This is a genomic window from Nocardia aobensis NBRC 100429 (assembly GCF_000308375.1).
GTDB classification, from domain to species: Bacteria; Actinomycetota; Actinomycetes; order Mycobacteriales; family Mycobacteriaceae; genus Nocardia; species Nocardia aobensis.
The window spans coordinates 36889-53910 of record NZ_BAFQ01000053.1; the positions used below are offsets into that span (position 1 = coordinate 36889).

The window sequence follows — 17022 nt, forward strand, 5'->3', positions numbered from 1 at the left end:
ACGGAGACACTCCACACAGCGGCTCTTACGTCACTCTCAGCTACCGGCCAGCGGCGATTAAGTTCCGGGCAGCAGGGTGGGTTCTGGTCGATCGCCCGACACGGGGGTCGACGGCCTGTGCCCCCTACAGAGAGGTAGAAGCATGATTCCGGTCATCATCGACACCGGTAGCGCCGCGTTGAGCGGCATCCTCGACACCGGCAGCGCCGCCCTCAGCGGTGTCCTGAACACCCTGTTCACCGGGTCGTTCGGCGGCTGATTCCGGCCCGCCCCCGGGGATCGTGCCCCGGGTCACTGCCCCGGCGCCCGCGGGCGCCGGGGCGGTGCCGTCTCCGGCGGAGTAGATGCGGCGCACCACATCCTCGATATCGGGTTCCTCGATGGACAGGTCGCGCACCTCGACCCGATTCGAGATGGCGGCGAGAAGCTGTGCGGCGGTGGTGATCTCGGGATCGAAGGCCAGCCGCTGCCGCATGCCGTCGGCCTCGGCGGCCAGCAGTGTCGCCCCCGCGAGGCCGGTGAGATCGTCACTGGGCCGGGCCAGATCCACCACCAGGACGCGGCGCGCGCCGACGGTGCGCGCCAGGCCCGGCAGCGTGCCGTCGTAGGCGAGGCGGCCGTGGTCGACCACCAGTACCCGTTCGCAGAGGCGCTCGATATCGCCCATGTCGTGGGTGGTGAGCAGCAGCGTGGTGCCGCTTTCCGCCCGTTCCCGGCGCAGGAATTCCCGTAGCCGCTGTTTGGAGAGCACGTCGAGGCCGATGGTCGGCTCATCGAGAATCAGCAGCTCCGGACGGTGCAGGAGCGCCGCGGCGATTTCGGCGCGCATTCGCTGTCCGAGGGAGAGTTGACGCACCGGGGTGTCGAGGGTGTGTCCCATTTCGAGCTGTTCGACGAGTTCGTCCGTGCGGCGGCGCGCCGCGTCCGGTTCCAGGCGATGGATGGCGGCCAGAATGGTGAACGATTCGCGCAGCGGCAGATCCCACCACAGCTGTGACCGCTGGCCGAACACCACGCCGATCCGCCCGGCCAGTTCGCGCCGCCGGCGCACCGGGTCGAGCCCGCAGGTGCGCACGGTGCCGGAGGTCGGCACGAGGATGCCGGTGAGCATCTTGATCGTGGTGGATTTTCCGGCTCCGTTGGCGCCGATATAGCCGACCGCCGAACCGGTTTCGATGCGAAAGCTCATCGAGTCCACGGCGGTGAGCACTTCGCGCATGTGCCCGCGGCGGCCCCGGCGGCTGCGCCGGAGCACGAATTGCCTGGTCAGTTCCGATACTTCGACGGTGTTCATCCGCCCCCTCCCTGATAGTGGCGTACCCCGTTGCGCCAGAGCGTCAACGCCATTATCCAAACCCACAGCGCCGCAAGCGGTCCGAACCAGGCCAGCCCGGCGGGCAGCCACGCCGGTCCGGGAAGGCCGAGGAGAGCGATCGTGGGCAGATAGGCGACGAACGAGACCGGTATCGCGAATCCGAACAGCGCCCGCAGCGGGCCGGAGAACACCGAACTCGGCTGCTGGGCGGCGAAGGATCCGCCGTAGGTGAAGCTGTTGGTGAGTTCCGAACCGTCCACCAGGTGGAATTGCAGGCCCGCGGCGCAGACGAACAGGCCGGCGAAAATGGCGATCCCGCTCAGTGTGCTGCTCACCGCCAGCACGATATGCGTTGGGCTCCAATCGATATCGTTGCCGATCAGGCCGGCGGTCAGGACCACCGCCGCGACGGTGGCCCGCGACAGCCGCCGCAGCGATACATCGCTGGTGATCAGCTGGAGCAGCAGGGGCTGGGGGCGCAGGTGGAAGGCGTCGAGGGTGCCCATCCGAATGTAGGTCGCGAGGGTGTCGGTGTGGCCGACGGCGATCTGGGCGAGCGCGAAACTGAGGTTGGACAGACCGAACAGCAGCAGCATCTGGGTCGAGTTCAGGCCGCCCAGCGCCGTGACGTTGTGGTAGATCAGCCACATCTCCGCGAATTCGACCACGCCGATCAACAGGGAGGAGAACAGGTCGGTGGCGAAGGAGAGCGGATAGGCGCGCTGTGAGCGCATCCGCGAACGCAGCACGGCCACATAGGGTGTGAGCCTGCTGCCGTACGGTGCGAGCTCAGCCACCCTGCACCTCCAGTTTGCGCCGGCCCGCCGCGATGAGCGTCCGGCCGATGCCGATCGCGATGGCGATCCACAACACCTGCATGCCGATGACCGACCACGCCGCCGAACCCGTCGCCCGGCCGGACAGCACGTCGACCGGCCCCTGCAGCAGCCAGGGAAACGGGGTCAGCCGCGCGGCGGTGGCCAGCGGTGCCGGAAACAGATGGATGGGTACGTAGAGGCCGGCGAAGAACGTGGACAGGATCTGATAGAGCATCCGGATTCCGCGCGTCTCGATCAGCCAGAAACCCAGCAGGCTCACCGAGAACAACAGCAACAGCGAAAGCGTCACGGCCGCAACGACACTGACGGCGCCAAGCAGATACGGCGCGAAGGTGCCGGGCAACACCAGCTGCGCCGTGATCAGACCGGTGGCGACCGACGGCAGGCCGCGCAGCGCCAGCGTGCACGACGATCCGCCGAGATCGGTTGCCAGATAGAAGAATTGGATATCGATGGGGCGTTGCAGATCGACCGCCACATCGCCGGTGCGCACCCGCTCGGCGATATCGTGCGGTGGCCCCATCACTCGCAGGGCGCCCAGCATGGCCTGCGACAACCACACGTAGGCGCCGATCGACGCACCGGTGTAGCCGCCGAAGCCCGGCGTGGAGCGCGCCGCCGCGATCATCACCGCGGCCCGGATGAGGCCGAAGACGACATTGGCGGCCAAGCCCGCGAAGACGGCCGACCGGTAATTCCATTGACGCCTGAATCCGGCGCCGAACAGATGTGAATAAACCCCCGAGAGTGCGCGCACAAGTTGTCCAGAATACGACGTGGTCCCCCGCTCGGCGAGCGAATTTCGAAGAACCGGAGCAGGGCAGTCCGAGCGGTCGGTATGGTCGTCGCACCCGATGGCCGGATCGCTTTGCGCAAAACCTTGCCGCGACCTCCATCACAGTGTTAGAAACAGTCATGTTTCACACTGGGGTCGCAGCGGTGGCTCCCGCCCCTGAGGACCGCCTATGACCACCGTTTTCGAAACGCTGGAATCGGATGTGCGCGGATACTGCCGGGTCTGGCCGACGGTCTTCGACACCGCCCGCGGCGCCTGGCTCCGCGACGAGCAGGGCCGCGACTATCTCGATTTCTTCGCCGGAGCCGGCACGCTCAACTACGGGCACAACAACCCGATCCTGAAGGCGGCCCTGCTGGACTATCTGTCCCGCGACGGGCTCACCCACGGCCTGGACATGTCGACGGTCGCCAAGCGTGACCTGCTCGAGGCGCTGCGCGACCTGATCCTCGTGCCGCGCGGATTCGACTACAAGATCCAATTCCCGGGCCCGACCGGGGCGAACGCGGTGGAGGCGGCGCTGAAGCTGGCCCGCAAGATCACCGGGCGCAGCACGGTGGTGAACTTCACCAACGCCTTTCACGGCATGACGCTGGGTGCGCTGGCCGTGACCGGTAACGCCGCCAAACGGGCGGGGGCCGGCGTGCCGCTGCCACACGTCCATCCGATGCCCTATGACGGCTACCTGGGCGGTGCGGACGAGCTGGCGTGGATCGAGCGGATGCTCGACGACACCTCCTCCGGGGTGGACAAGCCGGCGGCCGTGATCGTGGAAACGGTGCAGGGCGAGGGCGGGGTGAACATCGCCCGCGCCGAGTGGTTGCGCCGGCTCGCGGAAATGGTCGCGGCGCGCGGAATTCTGCTGATCGTCGACGATGTGCAGATGGGTTGCGGGCGGACCGGGCCGTTCTTCTCCTTCGAGACGGCGGGTATCACCCCGGATATCGTCACGCTCTCGAAGTCCATCGGCGGCTACGGCCTGCCGATGGCGCTGGTGTTGATGAAACGCGAACTGGACCAGTGGGCGCCGGGTGAGCACAACGGCACCTTCCGCGGCAACAACCCGGCCTTCGTCACCGCGCGGGTGGCGCTGGAGGAGTACTGGCGCGACGACCGGCTCGAGCTCGCCACACTGGCCCGCGGCGAGCGGGTACGTGCGGCGCTGGCGCGGGTGGCGGATGCGGTGGGCGGATTGTCCACGCGCGGCCGGGGTTTGGTGCACGGCCTGGTCTTCGACGACGCCTCGGAGGCGGGCAAGGTGAGCCGGGTCGCCTTCGAGGAGGGGCTGCTCGTGGAGACCTCGGGCGCCTGTGACGAGGTTGTGAAACTGCTTCCGCCACTCACGATTTCGGATTCCGAGTTGGATCACGGACTCGAAATACTGGCGCGCGCTGTCGATATCGTCTGCGGCAGGCGCGGCTAGGGGGATCGGACCGTCGGCTGCCGACCCACACCCGGCAGCCGGCCGCGGGACCGGGTTTCCGCTGCGGGGCCCGGTCCCGCACCTTCGGGTGCGCCTCGGACGGTATGACACGGACGGCTATGAAACGGACGGCTCCGAATCGGATGTCTTCATCTTGTCCAGGATTCTGGGCTGCCACTGGTAGAACCAGCTGAATTTGTAGGATTCTCCGGCGGGCGACGAGGTGGCGGCAAAGGTGAATCGGCGATCGTTCGTGGCGAACGGGGCCTTGTCGGCGAGTTCCTGGAAGCGCGGTTCGATCGGAATCGGGAGCGTGGCCGGATCCGGTGTGATCACCGGGAAGCACAGTCGCTCGATCCGGGAGGATTCCCAGCCGAACGTGGCGTAGATGTCGAATGCTTTCGCGGTGACGGCGAGGAATTGCGCGCTCGGTTCCGGAAGTCCGGCGTCCCGATGGAGTGCGGCGACGGCCTCGGGTGCGAAGTGCTCGGCGGGCAGTCCGGGGAAGTACACGTTCATCGTCTTGTCGTGATAGTCGATGCCGAGCAGGCCGACCTTGTCCGCCAAGGCGTGCGCGGCGAACATGCGGGCGTGGTCGGCGAGGCCGGCCGGCATGGACGGGAGTGCGGCGAGGTCCGCCACGTTCCGGACGTCGTCCGCGGGGAAGAACGGCCAGATCTTCTTGAAGCCGCCGGCGACGCCGATGTCGATGCCGTAGCTGTCGACGGGGCATTGTTTCCGGACCTGGTCCAGCAGGGATCCGATCGGATGATCGGTCTGCGGGATCAGTCCGTTCGAGCGCGCGATGTCGTAGGGGTCGATGTCTTTCGGCAGCGTGAGGAAGCGATAGTCGAGGTCTCCCGCACGACGGGCCTCGGTGACGACTCGGAAAGAGATCACCGATTGGGTGAGCATCGTGCCGAATGCGGTCAGGACCGGCCATACCGCGTCTCGGGTGCACGGGACGTTCGCCAGCCGTGCGGATTTCTCGATGGCCACATACAGATCGTCCAGCGCGAATTCGGTAGTGGTGGACATGCGTCCTTCCTGAGAGGGTGCTACGAACAACAGCGCGGTGCCGCCGAGACGACGGCCGGACGGTCGGCGCAGTCGAATGCGGAACGCGCACTGGAGTTTACGAAGCGATGTGGCCGATGGGCTTGCGCCGACTGCCCGCTGCTGGGAGCCCCTCGGATCCGAACGTGCGAGAGCCCGTGCCGAACGAGGAAGGGTGAGCGCTCGGAGAAGCGGACGTCGAATGCGCCCGAGTGGGAAAGATCGACGCTACCGGGCCGATATTTCGTGGCGATCCGGTGCTCTCGTGGAGCGGATGACGGGATTCGAACCCGCGACCCTCACCTTGGCAAGGTGATGCGCTACCAACTGCGCTACATCCGCATCCCGCCTCGCGGCGGTGCGAGAAAAACAATAGCCGATCGCGGCGCGCAACCGCGAATCCGCAGGTCAGCGACCTGCGGATAGGGCGTCAGCTGAGCAGGAGGTGGACCTGCAATTCACCCACCAGGAAGCCGAGCACACCGCCGATGGCGACCAGTTTCCACTCGTCCTGTTTGAACGCCGGGCGCAGCAACCCTTCGTATTCGTCGTCGGTGAGCTGGCGGGTCTTCTCGATCACCAGGTTGCGCAGATCCAGCGTGCGCATCGCGTGGTCTTCGAATCCGGCTGCGGCACTGCGGATATAGGCCAGCATCTCGGGGACGATCTCGCGTTTGACCCGGGTGATGGAGTCGCCGGCGACCAGCATCACCAGCGGTCGCGCGGGCGCGGACTGGGTATCGATGAATTCGTCCATCCGCCGCGCCAGGATCGATGCCAGCCGGTCCGAACGCTCCCCGTTGAGGACCGCCTCGAGCATCTTGGCCGGGGTGAGGATTTCGGTGGCGATCAGATCGCCGTAGTCGATACAGACCTGTTCGCGGCGCTTGTGGAACAAGCCCTGCCAGAAGACTCGGCCGAAGATCCGCCACGGCCGCACCGGCCGGAAGATCATCTGCAGCGCCAGCCAGTCGGTGACCAGGCCGGTGAATCCGCCGAACAGCGGCATCAGCCAGGAGGAGTGGGTGAAGGCCCAGGTGACCATCTGCACGAAGCCCAGCAGTGTGCCGAACAACAGGCCGGAGCGCACGATGAAGCGCAGCTCGTGATGGCCCACCCGGCGCACCATCTCCACCAGCAGCGCCTTGTCGTTGACCAGGGTGTCGATGGCGATGGAGCGCAGATCCATGATCTGGTCGAGATTGGTCCGCAGGTCGGTGACGATCTCGTCGATGAGGTCGGGGACGTCGCGCTGGACGCGGCGGATCATCGCCTCGCGGGCGAACTGCGGCATGGTCACCCACAGCCGCGGTTCGTAGCGCATCATCAGCTCGTCGACGGTGTGCGCGACGGCGTCGTCGAGTGGTTCGCGCAGGGTGGTGGTGAGCTCGGCGACATCGATGCGGCCGAGGATCTCCTGCGGATCGATCAGCCGCGAGAACATCAGATCCACCGCGATCGTCGCCATCCGCGGCGCGGCCTTGGGGATCACGCCCTGCCAGCCGAACCAGGGCGGGATGCCGCGGAATTCCAAGGGGCGGCAGAGCATTTCGACGGCGACGAGTTTGGTGGTCCAGCCGATGAACGCGGCGATCACCGGAATCGAGCAGTAGAGCAGCCAGTGCTCGGTGAAATCGGCGATCACGCGTCCGCCCGGTGGGAAATCGCTGCACAGCGGTGATTCGGCGAACAGCGCCGGAACGATGGAGAAGTGTCGAGCCGCACGCGCGAACTGTAACAGGTTCTAGAGGAGTGCCTACTGGGAGCCGGGGGTGGCGGCCAGGAACATGTAGCTCTTCTCCTCGACCCGTCGCGCGATCCGCCACGCGCCGTCGACGCGGGTGAAGGTGTCCAGGTACCACAGCCCGCACAGCATGAGGTTCTGCTGACCCTCCGCCCCGCCGAGGAGCATCGGATTGTGGCACATGGTGCGGCCGGTGGCGCTGTCCCCGTCGATGGTGATCGAGGAGTTGCTGATCAGATGCTGGAAGGCGGGGAAGTTCGGCATCACCGTGGCGAGGAACTTCTTGATCTCGGACAGCCCACCGCTGGCGCCGCCCATGGCCGAATAGTCGATGTGCGCGTCCGCGGTGAAGACGTCGTCGAGCAGATCCCACTGCTGGGTGTCCACGGCATGGGAGTATCGGACCATCAGATCCTCGATCTCGATCCGATCCGAAATCTCTTGCAGCGACAGCATATTTCCTCCAGTGGTAGCGGCTCGGCGACGATGCGGGCTATTCGGAAGCCGCGTCGAAGGCGCGCACGAGCGTGCGCGGCGCCTTGTGTCGCCAGGCGTCGGTGAGCAACTCGCTCAGTAGGCCGGTGTCGGCGGCGCCCAGCTCGACGCGGACCGCCGACAGCCGCTTGCCCCACCACTTCTCCGCGCAGCAGTCCGGATATTCCGCGACCGCCTCCCGGATATCGGCTTCACTCGCCATTACGTGCGCGTGGGCGGGGTCGGGCAGCGTCGCGAAGATCGCCTTGCGGACGCGGAACGACGGCATGTCGAAATGCGGCGCTTCAATGGACTCGGGGAGTCCCAGCGCAATCCGCCGGACGTCGTCGGCATCGGCCATGGGCCGATTATGCGGCCGAATTCGTGCCCTCGCGGCCGGTTCGGCGAGATGGGCCGGCTAGCCGAGATCGGCGAGGGCGGCCTCGATCGCGCGGTGGAAGGTGGGGTAGGCGTAGATCATCTCCCGCAGCGTGGTGACCGGAACCCGGGCGTGCACCGCGACGGCCAGGGCGCTCAGCACCTCGCCGCCGACCGGGCCGACCGAGGTGGCGCCGACCAGAATGCCGCGATCGGCGTCGGCGACCAGCTTGATGAATCCGGCATTGCCCGGCCCGTGGATCCAGCCTCGGGTCGAATCCGGAACCTCGGCCCGGCCGGTCCAGACGCTCAGTCCGGCCTCGCGGGCCTGCGACTCCGTCATCCCGACCGCGCCCACCTCCGGTTCGGTGAAGGTGACATTGGGAACCGCGTGATACTGCGCGGGTTCGCCGGGGGAGCCGAGGATATCGGCGGCGGCGATGCGTGCCTGATACATCGACATGTGGGTGAAGGCGCCGTGCCCGGTGACGTCCCCGATCGCCCAGACACCCTCGGCGGCGCGCAGCCGGTCGTCGACCCGGATGCCGTGCGCCTGCTCGTCCAGGCCGATGGCGCCGACGCCCAGCGCGGACAGGTCGGTGTAGCGGCCGGCGGCGACCAGCAGGCGCTGGGCGCGGATCGGATCGCCGTTGCTCAGCCGGACGGTGAAATAGCTGCCGTCGTGGTCGATTCGGGTGGCCTCGACGCCGGTGCGGACCGAAATACCCTCTTCGGCAAAGGTTTTCGCCAGTGTTTCGGCGGCCTCGGGCTCGGCGCGCGGGAGCAGCCGGCTGCGTACGACCATCGTCACCTCGGCTCCGAATCGGGAGAAGATCTGCGCGAATTCCGCGCCGACCGGTCCGCCGCCGAGCACGATCAGGGATTCGGGCGCCTCGGTGGTGGTCACGGCCTCGCGGTTGGTCCAGTACGGGGTGTCGGCCAAGCCCTCGATCGGCGGAACGGACGGGGCGGTGCCGGGGTTGAGCACGATCGCGCGCAGGGCGCGGAACTCGCGCGGTCCGTCGGCGGTATCGACGCGGACCTGGCCCGGCTCGGTGATGCGTCCCCAGCCGCGCACGAAGGTGCCGCCGGCGGATTCGAACCGTTCGACGGCGACCTTGTCGTCCCAGTCGTCGGTCGCCTGGTCACGGATCCGCTTCGCCACCGGCGCCCAATCCGCCTGCACCTGGGTACTTCCCGCGAGTTTGCCGACCCGGCGCGCCTCGGCCAGGGTCTCGGCGGCGCGCACCATCATCTTGGTCGGCACGCAGGCGTAGTAGGGGCATTCGCCGCCCAGCAACCGGCCTTCGACGCCGACGACCGCGAGCCCGGCCCGCGCCAATTCGGTCGCCACGGCCTCCCCGCCGGGCCCCATGCCGATGACGACGGCATCCACGGATTCGGTCGCCGGGGTTTCGGCGGGCATGCGATCACGCTCCTCTGATTCGACACGGTGGGGACGGCGGGGTCCCGGAGACCATGGTGACAGCTGGGACGCCGCCGGTGGGGGATCGACAGGTGCGGATCGTGCATTCCGTTGCACGGTGCCGCGAGCGGATGGATGATTCTCGAAAGTAAGAATTCAACTCTCGCAACCGTCGCCCGGTGATAAAGTAAGTACTCGCTCAGTACTGGAGGTCGCTGATGACAGAGCGAATGCTGCTGACCAATGGGCGGATCCTGACCTGCGGCGGTGATCTCGCCGAACACCCGCGCGCGGGATCGGTACTCGTCGAGGGGGATCGGATCGCGGAGGTCTCGATCGGTGCGGAGATCGACATCGATCCGGGAGCCGTGCGAGTGGTGGATCTGCGCGGCGCCACGGTGCTGCCCGGCCTCGGTGACGCGCACACACACATCAGCTGGCCGCTGGATTTCGTCTTCGACCACGCGGCCGTCGCCGCGGCACCGCCGGGGCGGCACATCCTCGACGTCGCGGCCGTGGCGAAGACCTATCTGCACAGCGGCTACACCCTGCTGATCGGCGCGGGAGCCACGCAGCCGCAGGACGATCTGCTCATTCACGACGCGGTGGAGCGGGGGCTGATCGCGGGGCCGCGCCTGATTCCCTGCGGGGCGATGATCGCCGAGCGCGGAGGTCTCGGCGGCGAAGAGGGCGGCCTGATGGAGGTCGTCGACGGTGTCCGCGATATCCGCGAGGTCGTCGCGCGGCAGTGCGACAGCGGCGTGCGGTCGCTCAAACTGTTCATCTCCGGCGACGGTGTGGTGCCCGCGCATCCGTCCGAGGACGTCTACATGAACGACGAGATGCTTTCGGCGGCAGTCGACGTCGCGGACCGCTACGGCGCATTCGTGACGGTGCACGCTCGCGGTGCGGCCAGCGTGGCGATGGCCGCGCGCACCGGTGTCCGCATCATCCATCACGCCTGCTACCTCGATGACGAGGCATTGAGTGTGCTGGAGGCGAGGCGCGACGATGTCTGGGTATGTCCGGGCCTGCACTATCTGTACGCCGTGGTCTCGGGCCGCGCGCAGGAGTGGGGGATCAGCGGGGAACAGGTCGAGGCCTCCGGCTATCGCGACGAATTGCGGGCCCAGATAGACGGATTGCACAAGCTGAAGGCGGCCGGCATTCGGATCCTGTCGGGTGGCGACTTCGGGCATCAGTGGACCCGGCACGGCACCTATGCGGCGGAATTGCAGCGCTATGTCGAGTTGATCGACATGTCGCCGATCGAGGCCATCCACACCGCCACCCGGAACATGGGCCCGGCGGCGCGCCTGGACACCGGTGAGATCCGAGCCGGAATGCTGGCCGACCTGATCGTCGTCGACGGCGATCCGACGGCGGATATCGCTGTGCTGCAGGATCATTCGAAGCTGCGGACGGTGATCAAAGGCGGCGTCGTCGCCTACGTCGATCCCGAGGTCTATCCGTGACGGCTGCGACGCCGGTGCTCTCGGGAGTGCAGACCCTGGTGCGTCTGCTCGCGCTGCGCCACGAACTTGACCTTCGCGACGGAACGACCACCGCCACCATGGTTTCCGGATATCCGGGATCGCCGCTGGGCGGTTTCGATCTGGAACTGGAGCGGCACGAACCGCAGCGGCATCGCATCGTGCACCGGCCCGGACTCAACGAGGAGCTCGCGGCGGCCACCGTCTGGGGCAGCCAGATGGGCGCCGCCCTCGCCTACGACGGTGTCGACGGCGTGGTGGGGGCCTGGTACGGCAAGGGGCCGGGACTGGATCGCTCGGGCGATGTGCTCAAACACGCCAATGCGATGGGGGCCGGGCCGGGCGGCGGCGCGGTTGTCTTCTGTGGTGACGATCCGGCCGCGAAATCGTCCACCTTGGCCTGCGACAGCCAGTACACCTTCGCCGACGCCGGGATGCCGGTGCTGTTTCCGGGTGATCAGCAGGACGTTCTCGACCTCGGGATCCACGCCTTCCGGATGTCGCGGTATGCCGGATGCTGGGTCGGTCTGAAGATCGTCACCGCTGTGGCCGACGGAATCGGCACGGTCGACGCGGATCTCGGACGCCACCGCCCGGCCGAACCGCGGGTAAGTATCGGAGGGCGGATCTGGACGCATCGACCGCAGGCGACCATCGGCCCGCATGCGGTGCCCGGCCAGGAAGAGCTGATCAACGAGCATCGGCTGTGGGCGGCCCGCGCCTATGCCCGGCACAACGGTCTCGACCGGACGGTCGGCCCGGAGACCGCCGAACTCGGCATCGTCTGCGCGGGCGCGACGTATTTCGATGTGGTGCAGGCGCTGACGGAGCGCGGCGTCCGGCTCGCGGATCTCGCCGCGGCGGGTGTGCGCATTCTGCGGCTGGGCATGACCTACCCGCTGGTCGAGGAGACCGTTGTCGAGTTCGCGGATTCGGTGCGGCGGTTGCTGGTCGTGGAGGAGAAGCGGCCGTTCGTCGAGACGCAGCTGCGCGCGGTGCTGCACGAGGCGGAGCGTCGAATTCCGGTGCTGGGCAAGCGGGATCGTGACGGGGTGCCCTTGGTGGCCGGTTCCGGTGTCCTCGATCCGAAGTCCGTGGGTGAGATACTCGACCGCGTTCTTCCGGCGCTGCGCCCGGCGGCACCGCCGCGGCTCGAGCTGCCGCTGTTGGTGACGCCGGCCCGCGCGCCCGCGTATTGCAGTGGCTGCCCGCACAATCGGTCCACGGTCGCGCCGGAGGACGCGCTGGTCGGCGGTGGGGTCGGCTGTCACGGCATCATGTATTTCGAGGCCCGCAATCGCGACCTGACGATGTTGCCGCCGACGCCGATGGGCGCTGAAGGGGTGCCGTGGATCGGGTTGTCCCCGTTCGTCGAGGCGCCCCATCTGATTCAGAATCTGGGCGACGGCACGCTGACCCATTCCGGCACGCTCGCCATCCGCGCGAGTGTGGCCGCCGGAACCGACATCACCTTCAAGATCCTCTACAACGCGGCGGTCGCCATGACCGGCGGCCAAGAGGTGACCGGACTGCGGGACGTGCCCGCCCTCACCCGGGAACTGCAGGCCGAGGGGGTGCGCGAGATCGTGGTCTGCGCCGAGGATCCCGGCCGCTACGGCCGGCGCCCGCGATGGGCGCCGGGTGTCGAGGTGCTGGGCCGCGATCGGCTGGCGCAGGTGCAGCAGCGGCTGCGGACGGTGCCCGGGGTGACGGTGATCATCTACGACCAGCGGTGCGCGGCCGAGGCGCGGCGGCTGCGCAAACGCGGTCTGCTGCCGGAGCCGCCGCGGCGGGTCGTCATCAACGAGGCCGTGTGTGAAGGCTGCGGCGACTGTGGAACCAAGAGTAACTGTCTGTCGGTGCTGCCGGTGGACACCGAATTCGGTACGAAGCGGCGTATCCACGATTCCTCGTGCAATCGCGACTACACCTGCCTGGCCGGCGACTGTCCGTCGTTCGTCACCATCGAGCCGAAAGCCGGTGCGCGTCGGCGACATCGGGGCCGCCGCGAGCGTCCGCGACTTCCTTCGGGAGCGCTGCCGGAGCCGGCGCCCCCTGCGGTCGGCGAACGCTACAGCATCTACTTCACCGGAATCGGCGGCACCGGAATAGTCACGGCCAACCGGATTCTCGTGCGGGCCGCCGAGGCGGCGGGCTGGGTGGTCGGCGGTATGGATCAGACCGGGCTTTCGCAGAAGGCGGGCGCCGTGGTGTCCCATCTGCACCTGGCGGCCGATCGCGCAGGACTGACCGCGGCGGCGGTGAGCGGCGGCGGCGCAGACCTGTACCTGTCCGGAGATATTCTGCAGGCCGCCTCGGCCGACCATCTGACGAAAGCCCGTGCGGGACAGGCGATCGCGGTGGTCGACCGGAACGTCACGCCGACGGCGGCGATGTTGCAGAGCCACACCGCGGCCCCCGATGTGGCGGCATTGGAAGCCGCGATCGCCGATCGGATCGGTGCGCAGCGGACGTCGGTGATCGATGCGCGACGCGTCGCCGAGCGCGTCTTCGCCGATCACCTGCCCGCGAATGTGGTGGTGCTGGGCGCGGCGTTTCAGCTGGGCGGACTGCCGGTGTCGGCCGCCGATATGGCGGGGGCGCTGGCCGGGCGCGGCCGGTCGGCGGCGGACAACCGGCTCGCCTTCGCATGGGGGCGCTGGCTCGTGCACGACCCCGCAGCGGTCGCGGCGGCTCTGGGGGACGAGCGCGTGGCCTCGACCGCGCGCGGGTACGAGCCGACGCCGGCGGCCGGTGTGTCGGGGGAAAGGCTTGTGGCGCAACAGGTCCTTCCGGCCGAACTCCATGATCGGCTGGTTCGCCGGACCGCTCAGGTGATCGACTATCAGAGCGTGGGTCGTGCGCGCCGGTATCTCGACCTCGTCGAATACGTGGCCGCGCGCGACGATGCCGCGCGGGAGTGGGAACTGACCCGCACCGTGGCCGAGTCGTGGTTCGCCCTGCTGACCTACAAGGACGAATACGAGGTCGCGCGTCTTCATCTGGCCGCGGACTACGACGCGGTGGCCGCCGAACTCGGTCTCGACGGCGGCTACGCGCTGACCTATCACCTGCATCCGCCGATCCTGCGGCGCCTGGGGATGGCGCGAAAGCTGCCGGCGGGCCGGCCCTGCGCGCTGGCCTTCCGCGTGCTGCGGCGGATGAAACGGCTGCGCGGTACACCGTTCGATCCGTTCGGGTGGGACCGCGACCGGCGCGCCGAACGCGCGCTCATCGTGGAGTACGCGCGGCTCGTCACCGAGATCACCGATCCCGGCGCGGACCTGCCCTACGACCAGCAGGTCGAGCTGGCGGCCTCGGCGGCCGCGATCACGGGGTACGGACCGATCAAGGAACGCGGCATCGAGCAGTGGCGCGCCGGGATCGCGGCATGGCGGCTCGAACACCATTCGGCGGCAGCGGTTTCCGAGTCGAGCGGGGCGCTGCCGTGATCAAACGTCTGCGTTTCGCCACCAGGTCACCGCAGCTGTCATTCGATGCTTTCGCCCGGCAATGGCCGCTGCTGTGTGCCGCGGCGGCGGACGCGCCCAGCGGACTGCGACCGGTGCGGCTGGCGGTCTGCACCGTCCTGCCCGAGCTCACCGGGCCGGGACCCCGGCACGACGGTGTGGTCGTCGAATGGTTTCGCGATATCCGGCATCTGCGTCGCCACGACCGCTGGCGACGAGGAACCGACGACGCCGTCGATGTGGTGACGCTGCCGGACCGCACGGCGGAAGTGATTGCCCGCGAACATGTTCTGCGCGGCGGTGATTGGCTGGAACATCGGTGGGACGACGGCGGCGACCGGCTCAAACATATGGCGGTCGCGGTACGGGCGGCGAATCTGACGGCCGAAGAGTTCGCGACGCGGTGGACGACGCATGCGGGTACGGTGCGGCGACCGGGCGCCGCGACGGTGGCGATACCCGACGCCGCTCGTGGTCGCGCCTACGTCCAGAACCATCCGGTGGCGGCGATCCGCGCCGCCTACGACGCGGTGAACGAGGTCTACTTCGACGACGTCGCCGGCCTGCGCACGCGCATCGACTGGTTTCGCGACAACGGGCCCTCCGGACCGGATGGACTGTTCGAACGTTCGTGGTTTCTCGCTGCTCGTGAGGTGGTGCTGTCCAGCTGAGCGGACGGAGTGCGCGCCGGATAAGTCAGCGGCACATCACCACGAGGCGCCGGGAGATGTGCACCGGGGTCCCGGCCAGCACCATCGGTAGCGCGGCCGCGCTCAGGATCGCCGGCTGGATGCGGCCGTCGACGATCGGATGTGCCTGCGCGCCGTAGTTGTCCAGGGTGAACGCGAGGTCGGTGGTGGGCTCCACGGGGCGGTCCGACGGGGCCGGTTCCGGGAAGCACCACTTCCAGCGGCCTTCAGTGGTCGAGAACCAGATTTCGATGTAGTCCGCGCGCGCCGGACAGGGCCCGGCCGATTCGACCGTGGCGCGGACGAATAGTTCGCCGTCGAACACCGCACCGCACATTCGTGATCCGGTTCGCATCGGATACCACTTCCTTCGCGCAAACAACTGCCGAACGACGCTGCGGCCGTTCAGTTTCCGGCATCCCGGCGCAAGTCGGCCGGCAGTCCGATACTTCTGGGTTCGAGGAAACCGTGCAGCCCGTCCGGGCCCAGTTCGCGACCGAGCCCGGATTCCTTGAAGCCGCCGAACGGCACCCGGGGGAACGGCGGGTAGGTGCCGTTGATCGCGATGCTGCCGGTGCGCAGCCGCCGGGCGATCGCCAGCCCGCGCTCGGCATCCGCGGACCACACTCCGCCGGAGAGGCCGTAGGGCGAGTCGTTGGCGATGCGTACGGCGTCGTCGTCGCCGTCGTGCGGGATCAGGCACAGCACGGGGCCGAAGATCTCTTCCCGCGCCACCCGCATCGTGTTGTCGACCTCGGCCAGGATCGTCGGTTCCACGTACCAGCCTCGCGGCCGCGCGGCGGGGCGGCCGCCGCCGGTCACGACCCGCGCACCGGCGTCGCGGGCGAGCGAGATGTAGTGCTCGACGCGGGTGCGCTGACGCCGAGCCACCAGCGGACCGACCAGGGTCGCCGGATCGTGCGGATCGCCGACCCGGACCGCTGCCGCGGCCGCGGCAGCGGCGTCGACCGCCTCGGCGTAGCGGGAGCGCGGCACCAGTACCCGGGTGTGCGCACCGCAGACCTGACCGGACATATGCATCGCGGCCTTGACGATCGCGGGCAGCACGGTCGCGATATCGGCGTCGTCGGCGACGACCGCCGCGGACTTGCCGCCCAGCTCCAGCGACACCCGCCGCACCCGTTCACCGCATACGCTCATGATGCGTTTACCCGCGGCGGTCGAACCGGTGAAGGCCACCTTGTCGGTGCCCGGGTGGGTGACCAGATACTCACCGACCTCTCGGTCGCCGGGCACGACATTGACTGCGCCGGAAGGTATTCCGGCCTCGTCCAATGCCTCGGCCAGGACGAAGTTGCTCAGCGGCGACTCCGGCGGCGGTTTGATCACCACAGTGCACCCCGCCGCCAGCGCGGGTGCGGTCTTCCACGCCGCCAGCGTCACCGGGGCGTTCCACGGCACCACGGCCGCGACGACACCGACCGGTTCCCTGGTGACCAGGCCGGACCGGTCGCCGGCGGTGACCGTGTGCTCGAAGTCGAAGTCGCGGATCAGCTCCGCGTAATAGTCGAACAGGGCCGCGACCATACCGGTCTGTGCCTGTCTGGATTGGCTTACCGGGCAGCCGATTTCGTCGACCGTCACGGCCGCGATATCGGCCTCGCGTTTGCGGAGCAGTTCGGCTGCGCGGGCCAGTGTGCCGGCCCGCTCGCCGGGGGACAGCCGGGACCACGGGCCGTCGTCGAAGGCGGTGCGCGCGGCCGCGACGGCCCGATCGATATCGGCGGTGCCGGCCACCGGCACCTCGCCGACCGCCTCCTCGGTGGACGGCGAGATCACCGCGAAGCGTTCGACACCGGCCGGTGGCACCCACTTGCCGCCGATGTAGAACTCACGCCGGTACATCAGCCGATCGGTCACGCCGCCTCCTGCATTCGTGTCCGGCGTGACCTGTCGCC

The 17022-nt window shown here is 68.3% G+C and carries 14 protein-coding genes and 1 tRNA gene; 4 read left to right on the top strand and 11 right to left on the bottom strand.

The features are described 5' to 3' along the window. Window positions 1-124: 124 nt before the first annotated feature. From RJ03_RS06860 to RJ03_RS06870, 3 genes are read right to left on the bottom strand one after another with little or no spacing between them, the layout of a single operon-like run. Window positions 125-1294, bottom strand: coding sequence for an ABC transporter ATP-binding protein (locus RJ03_RS06860; protein ID WP_083870635.1), 1170 nt, complete (start codon window positions 1292-1294; stop codon window positions 125-127). After that, the gene (locus tag RJ03_RS06865; protein ID WP_036499100.1) at window positions 1291-2112 is read right to left on the bottom strand and encodes an ABC transporter permease; all 822 of its coding nucleotides are present in this window, start codon (window positions 2110-2112) and stop codon (window positions 1291-1293) included. Before RJ03_RS06865 ends, RJ03_RS06860 begins: the two co-directional genes overlap by 4 nt. Further along, window positions 2105-2911, bottom strand: a complete 807-nt coding sequence (locus RJ03_RS06870; protein ID WP_036499101.1) for an ABC transporter permease — start codon at window positions 2909-2911, stop codon at window positions 2105-2107. The genes RJ03_RS06865 and RJ03_RS06870 overlap by 8 nt, the downstream gene beginning before the upstream one ends. 208 nt (window positions 2912-3119) lie before the next feature. On the opposite strand from RJ03_RS06870, the gene ectB reads away from it, so the two are divergent. After that, complete coding sequence (gene ectB, locus RJ03_RS06875) at window positions 3120-4373, top strand: diaminobutyrate--2-oxoglutarate transaminase (RefSeq protein ID WP_036499103.1); 1254 nt, start codon at window positions 3120-3122, stop codon at window positions 4371-4373. A gap of 117 nt (window positions 4374-4490) precedes the next feature. Here the strand turns inward: ectB and RJ03_RS06880 are convergent, their stop codons facing one another. The 6 genes from RJ03_RS06880 to RJ03_RS06905 all read right to left on the bottom strand — a co-directional run bounded on the left by RJ03_RS06880 (window position 4491) and on the right by RJ03_RS06905 (window position 9451). Further along, window positions 4491-5411 carry an aromatic prenyltransferase gene (locus RJ03_RS06880; protein ID WP_036499104.1) on the bottom strand — a complete coding sequence of 307 codons (921 nt, stop codon included), beginning with the start codon at window positions 5409-5411 and terminating at the stop codon, window positions 4491-4493. A 284-nt stretch (window positions 5412-5695) separates the two neighbouring features. Further along, window positions 5696-5771, bottom strand: a tRNA-Gly gene (locus tag RJ03_RS06885). 88 nt (window positions 5772-5859) lie between these two features. Next, window positions 5860-7074 carry a DUF445 domain-containing protein gene (locus RJ03_RS06890; RefSeq protein WP_036499107.1) on the bottom strand — a complete coding sequence of 405 codons (1215 nt, stop codon included), beginning with the start codon at window positions 7072-7074 and terminating at the stop codon, window positions 5860-5862. A gap of 111 nt (window positions 7075-7185) precedes the next feature. After that, window positions 7186-7629 (bottom strand): nuclear transport factor 2 family protein, encoded by a 444-nt coding sequence (locus RJ03_RS06895; protein WP_036499111.1) that lies wholly within the window; start codon window positions 7627-7629, stop codon window positions 7186-7188. A 37-nt stretch (window positions 7630-7666) separates the two neighbouring features. Continuing rightward, window positions 7667-8008: an MmcQ/YjbR family DNA-binding protein gene (locus RJ03_RS06900; RefSeq protein WP_036499116.1), complete on the bottom strand. Its 342-nt coding sequence runs from the start codon at window positions 8006-8008 to the stop codon at window positions 7667-7669. 57 nt (window positions 8009-8065) lie between these two features. After that, window positions 8066-9451 (bottom strand): dihydrolipoyl dehydrogenase family protein, encoded by a 1386-nt coding sequence (locus tag RJ03_RS06905; RefSeq protein WP_036499119.1) that lies wholly within the window; start codon window positions 9449-9451, stop codon window positions 8066-8068. Between the two features lie 218 nt (window positions 9452-9669). On the opposite strand from RJ03_RS06905, the gene RJ03_RS06910 reads away from it, so the two are divergent. Genes RJ03_RS06910 through RJ03_RS06920 form a run of 3 tightly spaced genes read left to right on the top strand, consistent with a single transcriptional unit; the run spans window position 9670 to window position 15085 of the window. After that, the gene (locus RJ03_RS06910; protein ID WP_036499122.1) at window positions 9670-10926 is read left to right on the top strand and encodes an amidohydrolase family protein; all 1257 of its coding nucleotides are present in this window, start codon (window positions 9670-9672) and stop codon (window positions 10924-10926) included. Next, window positions 10923-14396 (top strand): indolepyruvate ferredoxin oxidoreductase family protein, encoded by a 3474-nt coding sequence (locus RJ03_RS06915; protein ID WP_036499125.1) that lies wholly within the window; start codon window positions 10923-10925, stop codon window positions 14394-14396. Before RJ03_RS06910 ends, RJ03_RS06915 begins: the two co-directional genes overlap by 4 nt. Continuing rightward, window positions 14393-15085 carry a hypothetical protein gene (locus tag RJ03_RS06920; protein WP_036499243.1) on the top strand — a complete coding sequence of 231 codons (693 nt, stop codon included), beginning with the start codon at window positions 14393-14395 and terminating at the stop codon, window positions 15083-15085. The genes RJ03_RS06915 and RJ03_RS06920 overlap by 4 nt, the downstream gene beginning before the upstream one ends. A 25-nt stretch (window positions 15086-15110) precedes the next feature. Here RJ03_RS06920 and RJ03_RS06925 read toward each other — a convergent pair whose 3' ends face one another. Both RJ03_RS06925 and RJ03_RS06930 read right to left on the bottom strand, forming a co-directional pair. After that, window positions 15111-15458 (bottom strand): hypothetical protein, encoded by a 348-nt coding sequence (locus RJ03_RS06925; RefSeq protein WP_157163359.1) that lies wholly within the window; start codon window positions 15456-15458, stop codon window positions 15111-15113. A 50-nt stretch (window positions 15459-15508) separates the two neighbouring features. After that, window positions 15509-16969 (bottom strand): aldehyde dehydrogenase, encoded by a 1461-nt coding sequence (locus RJ03_RS06930; protein ID WP_218000933.1) that lies wholly within the window; start codon window positions 16967-16969, stop codon window positions 15509-15511. Between the last annotated feature and the right edge of the window lie 53 nt (window positions 16970-17022).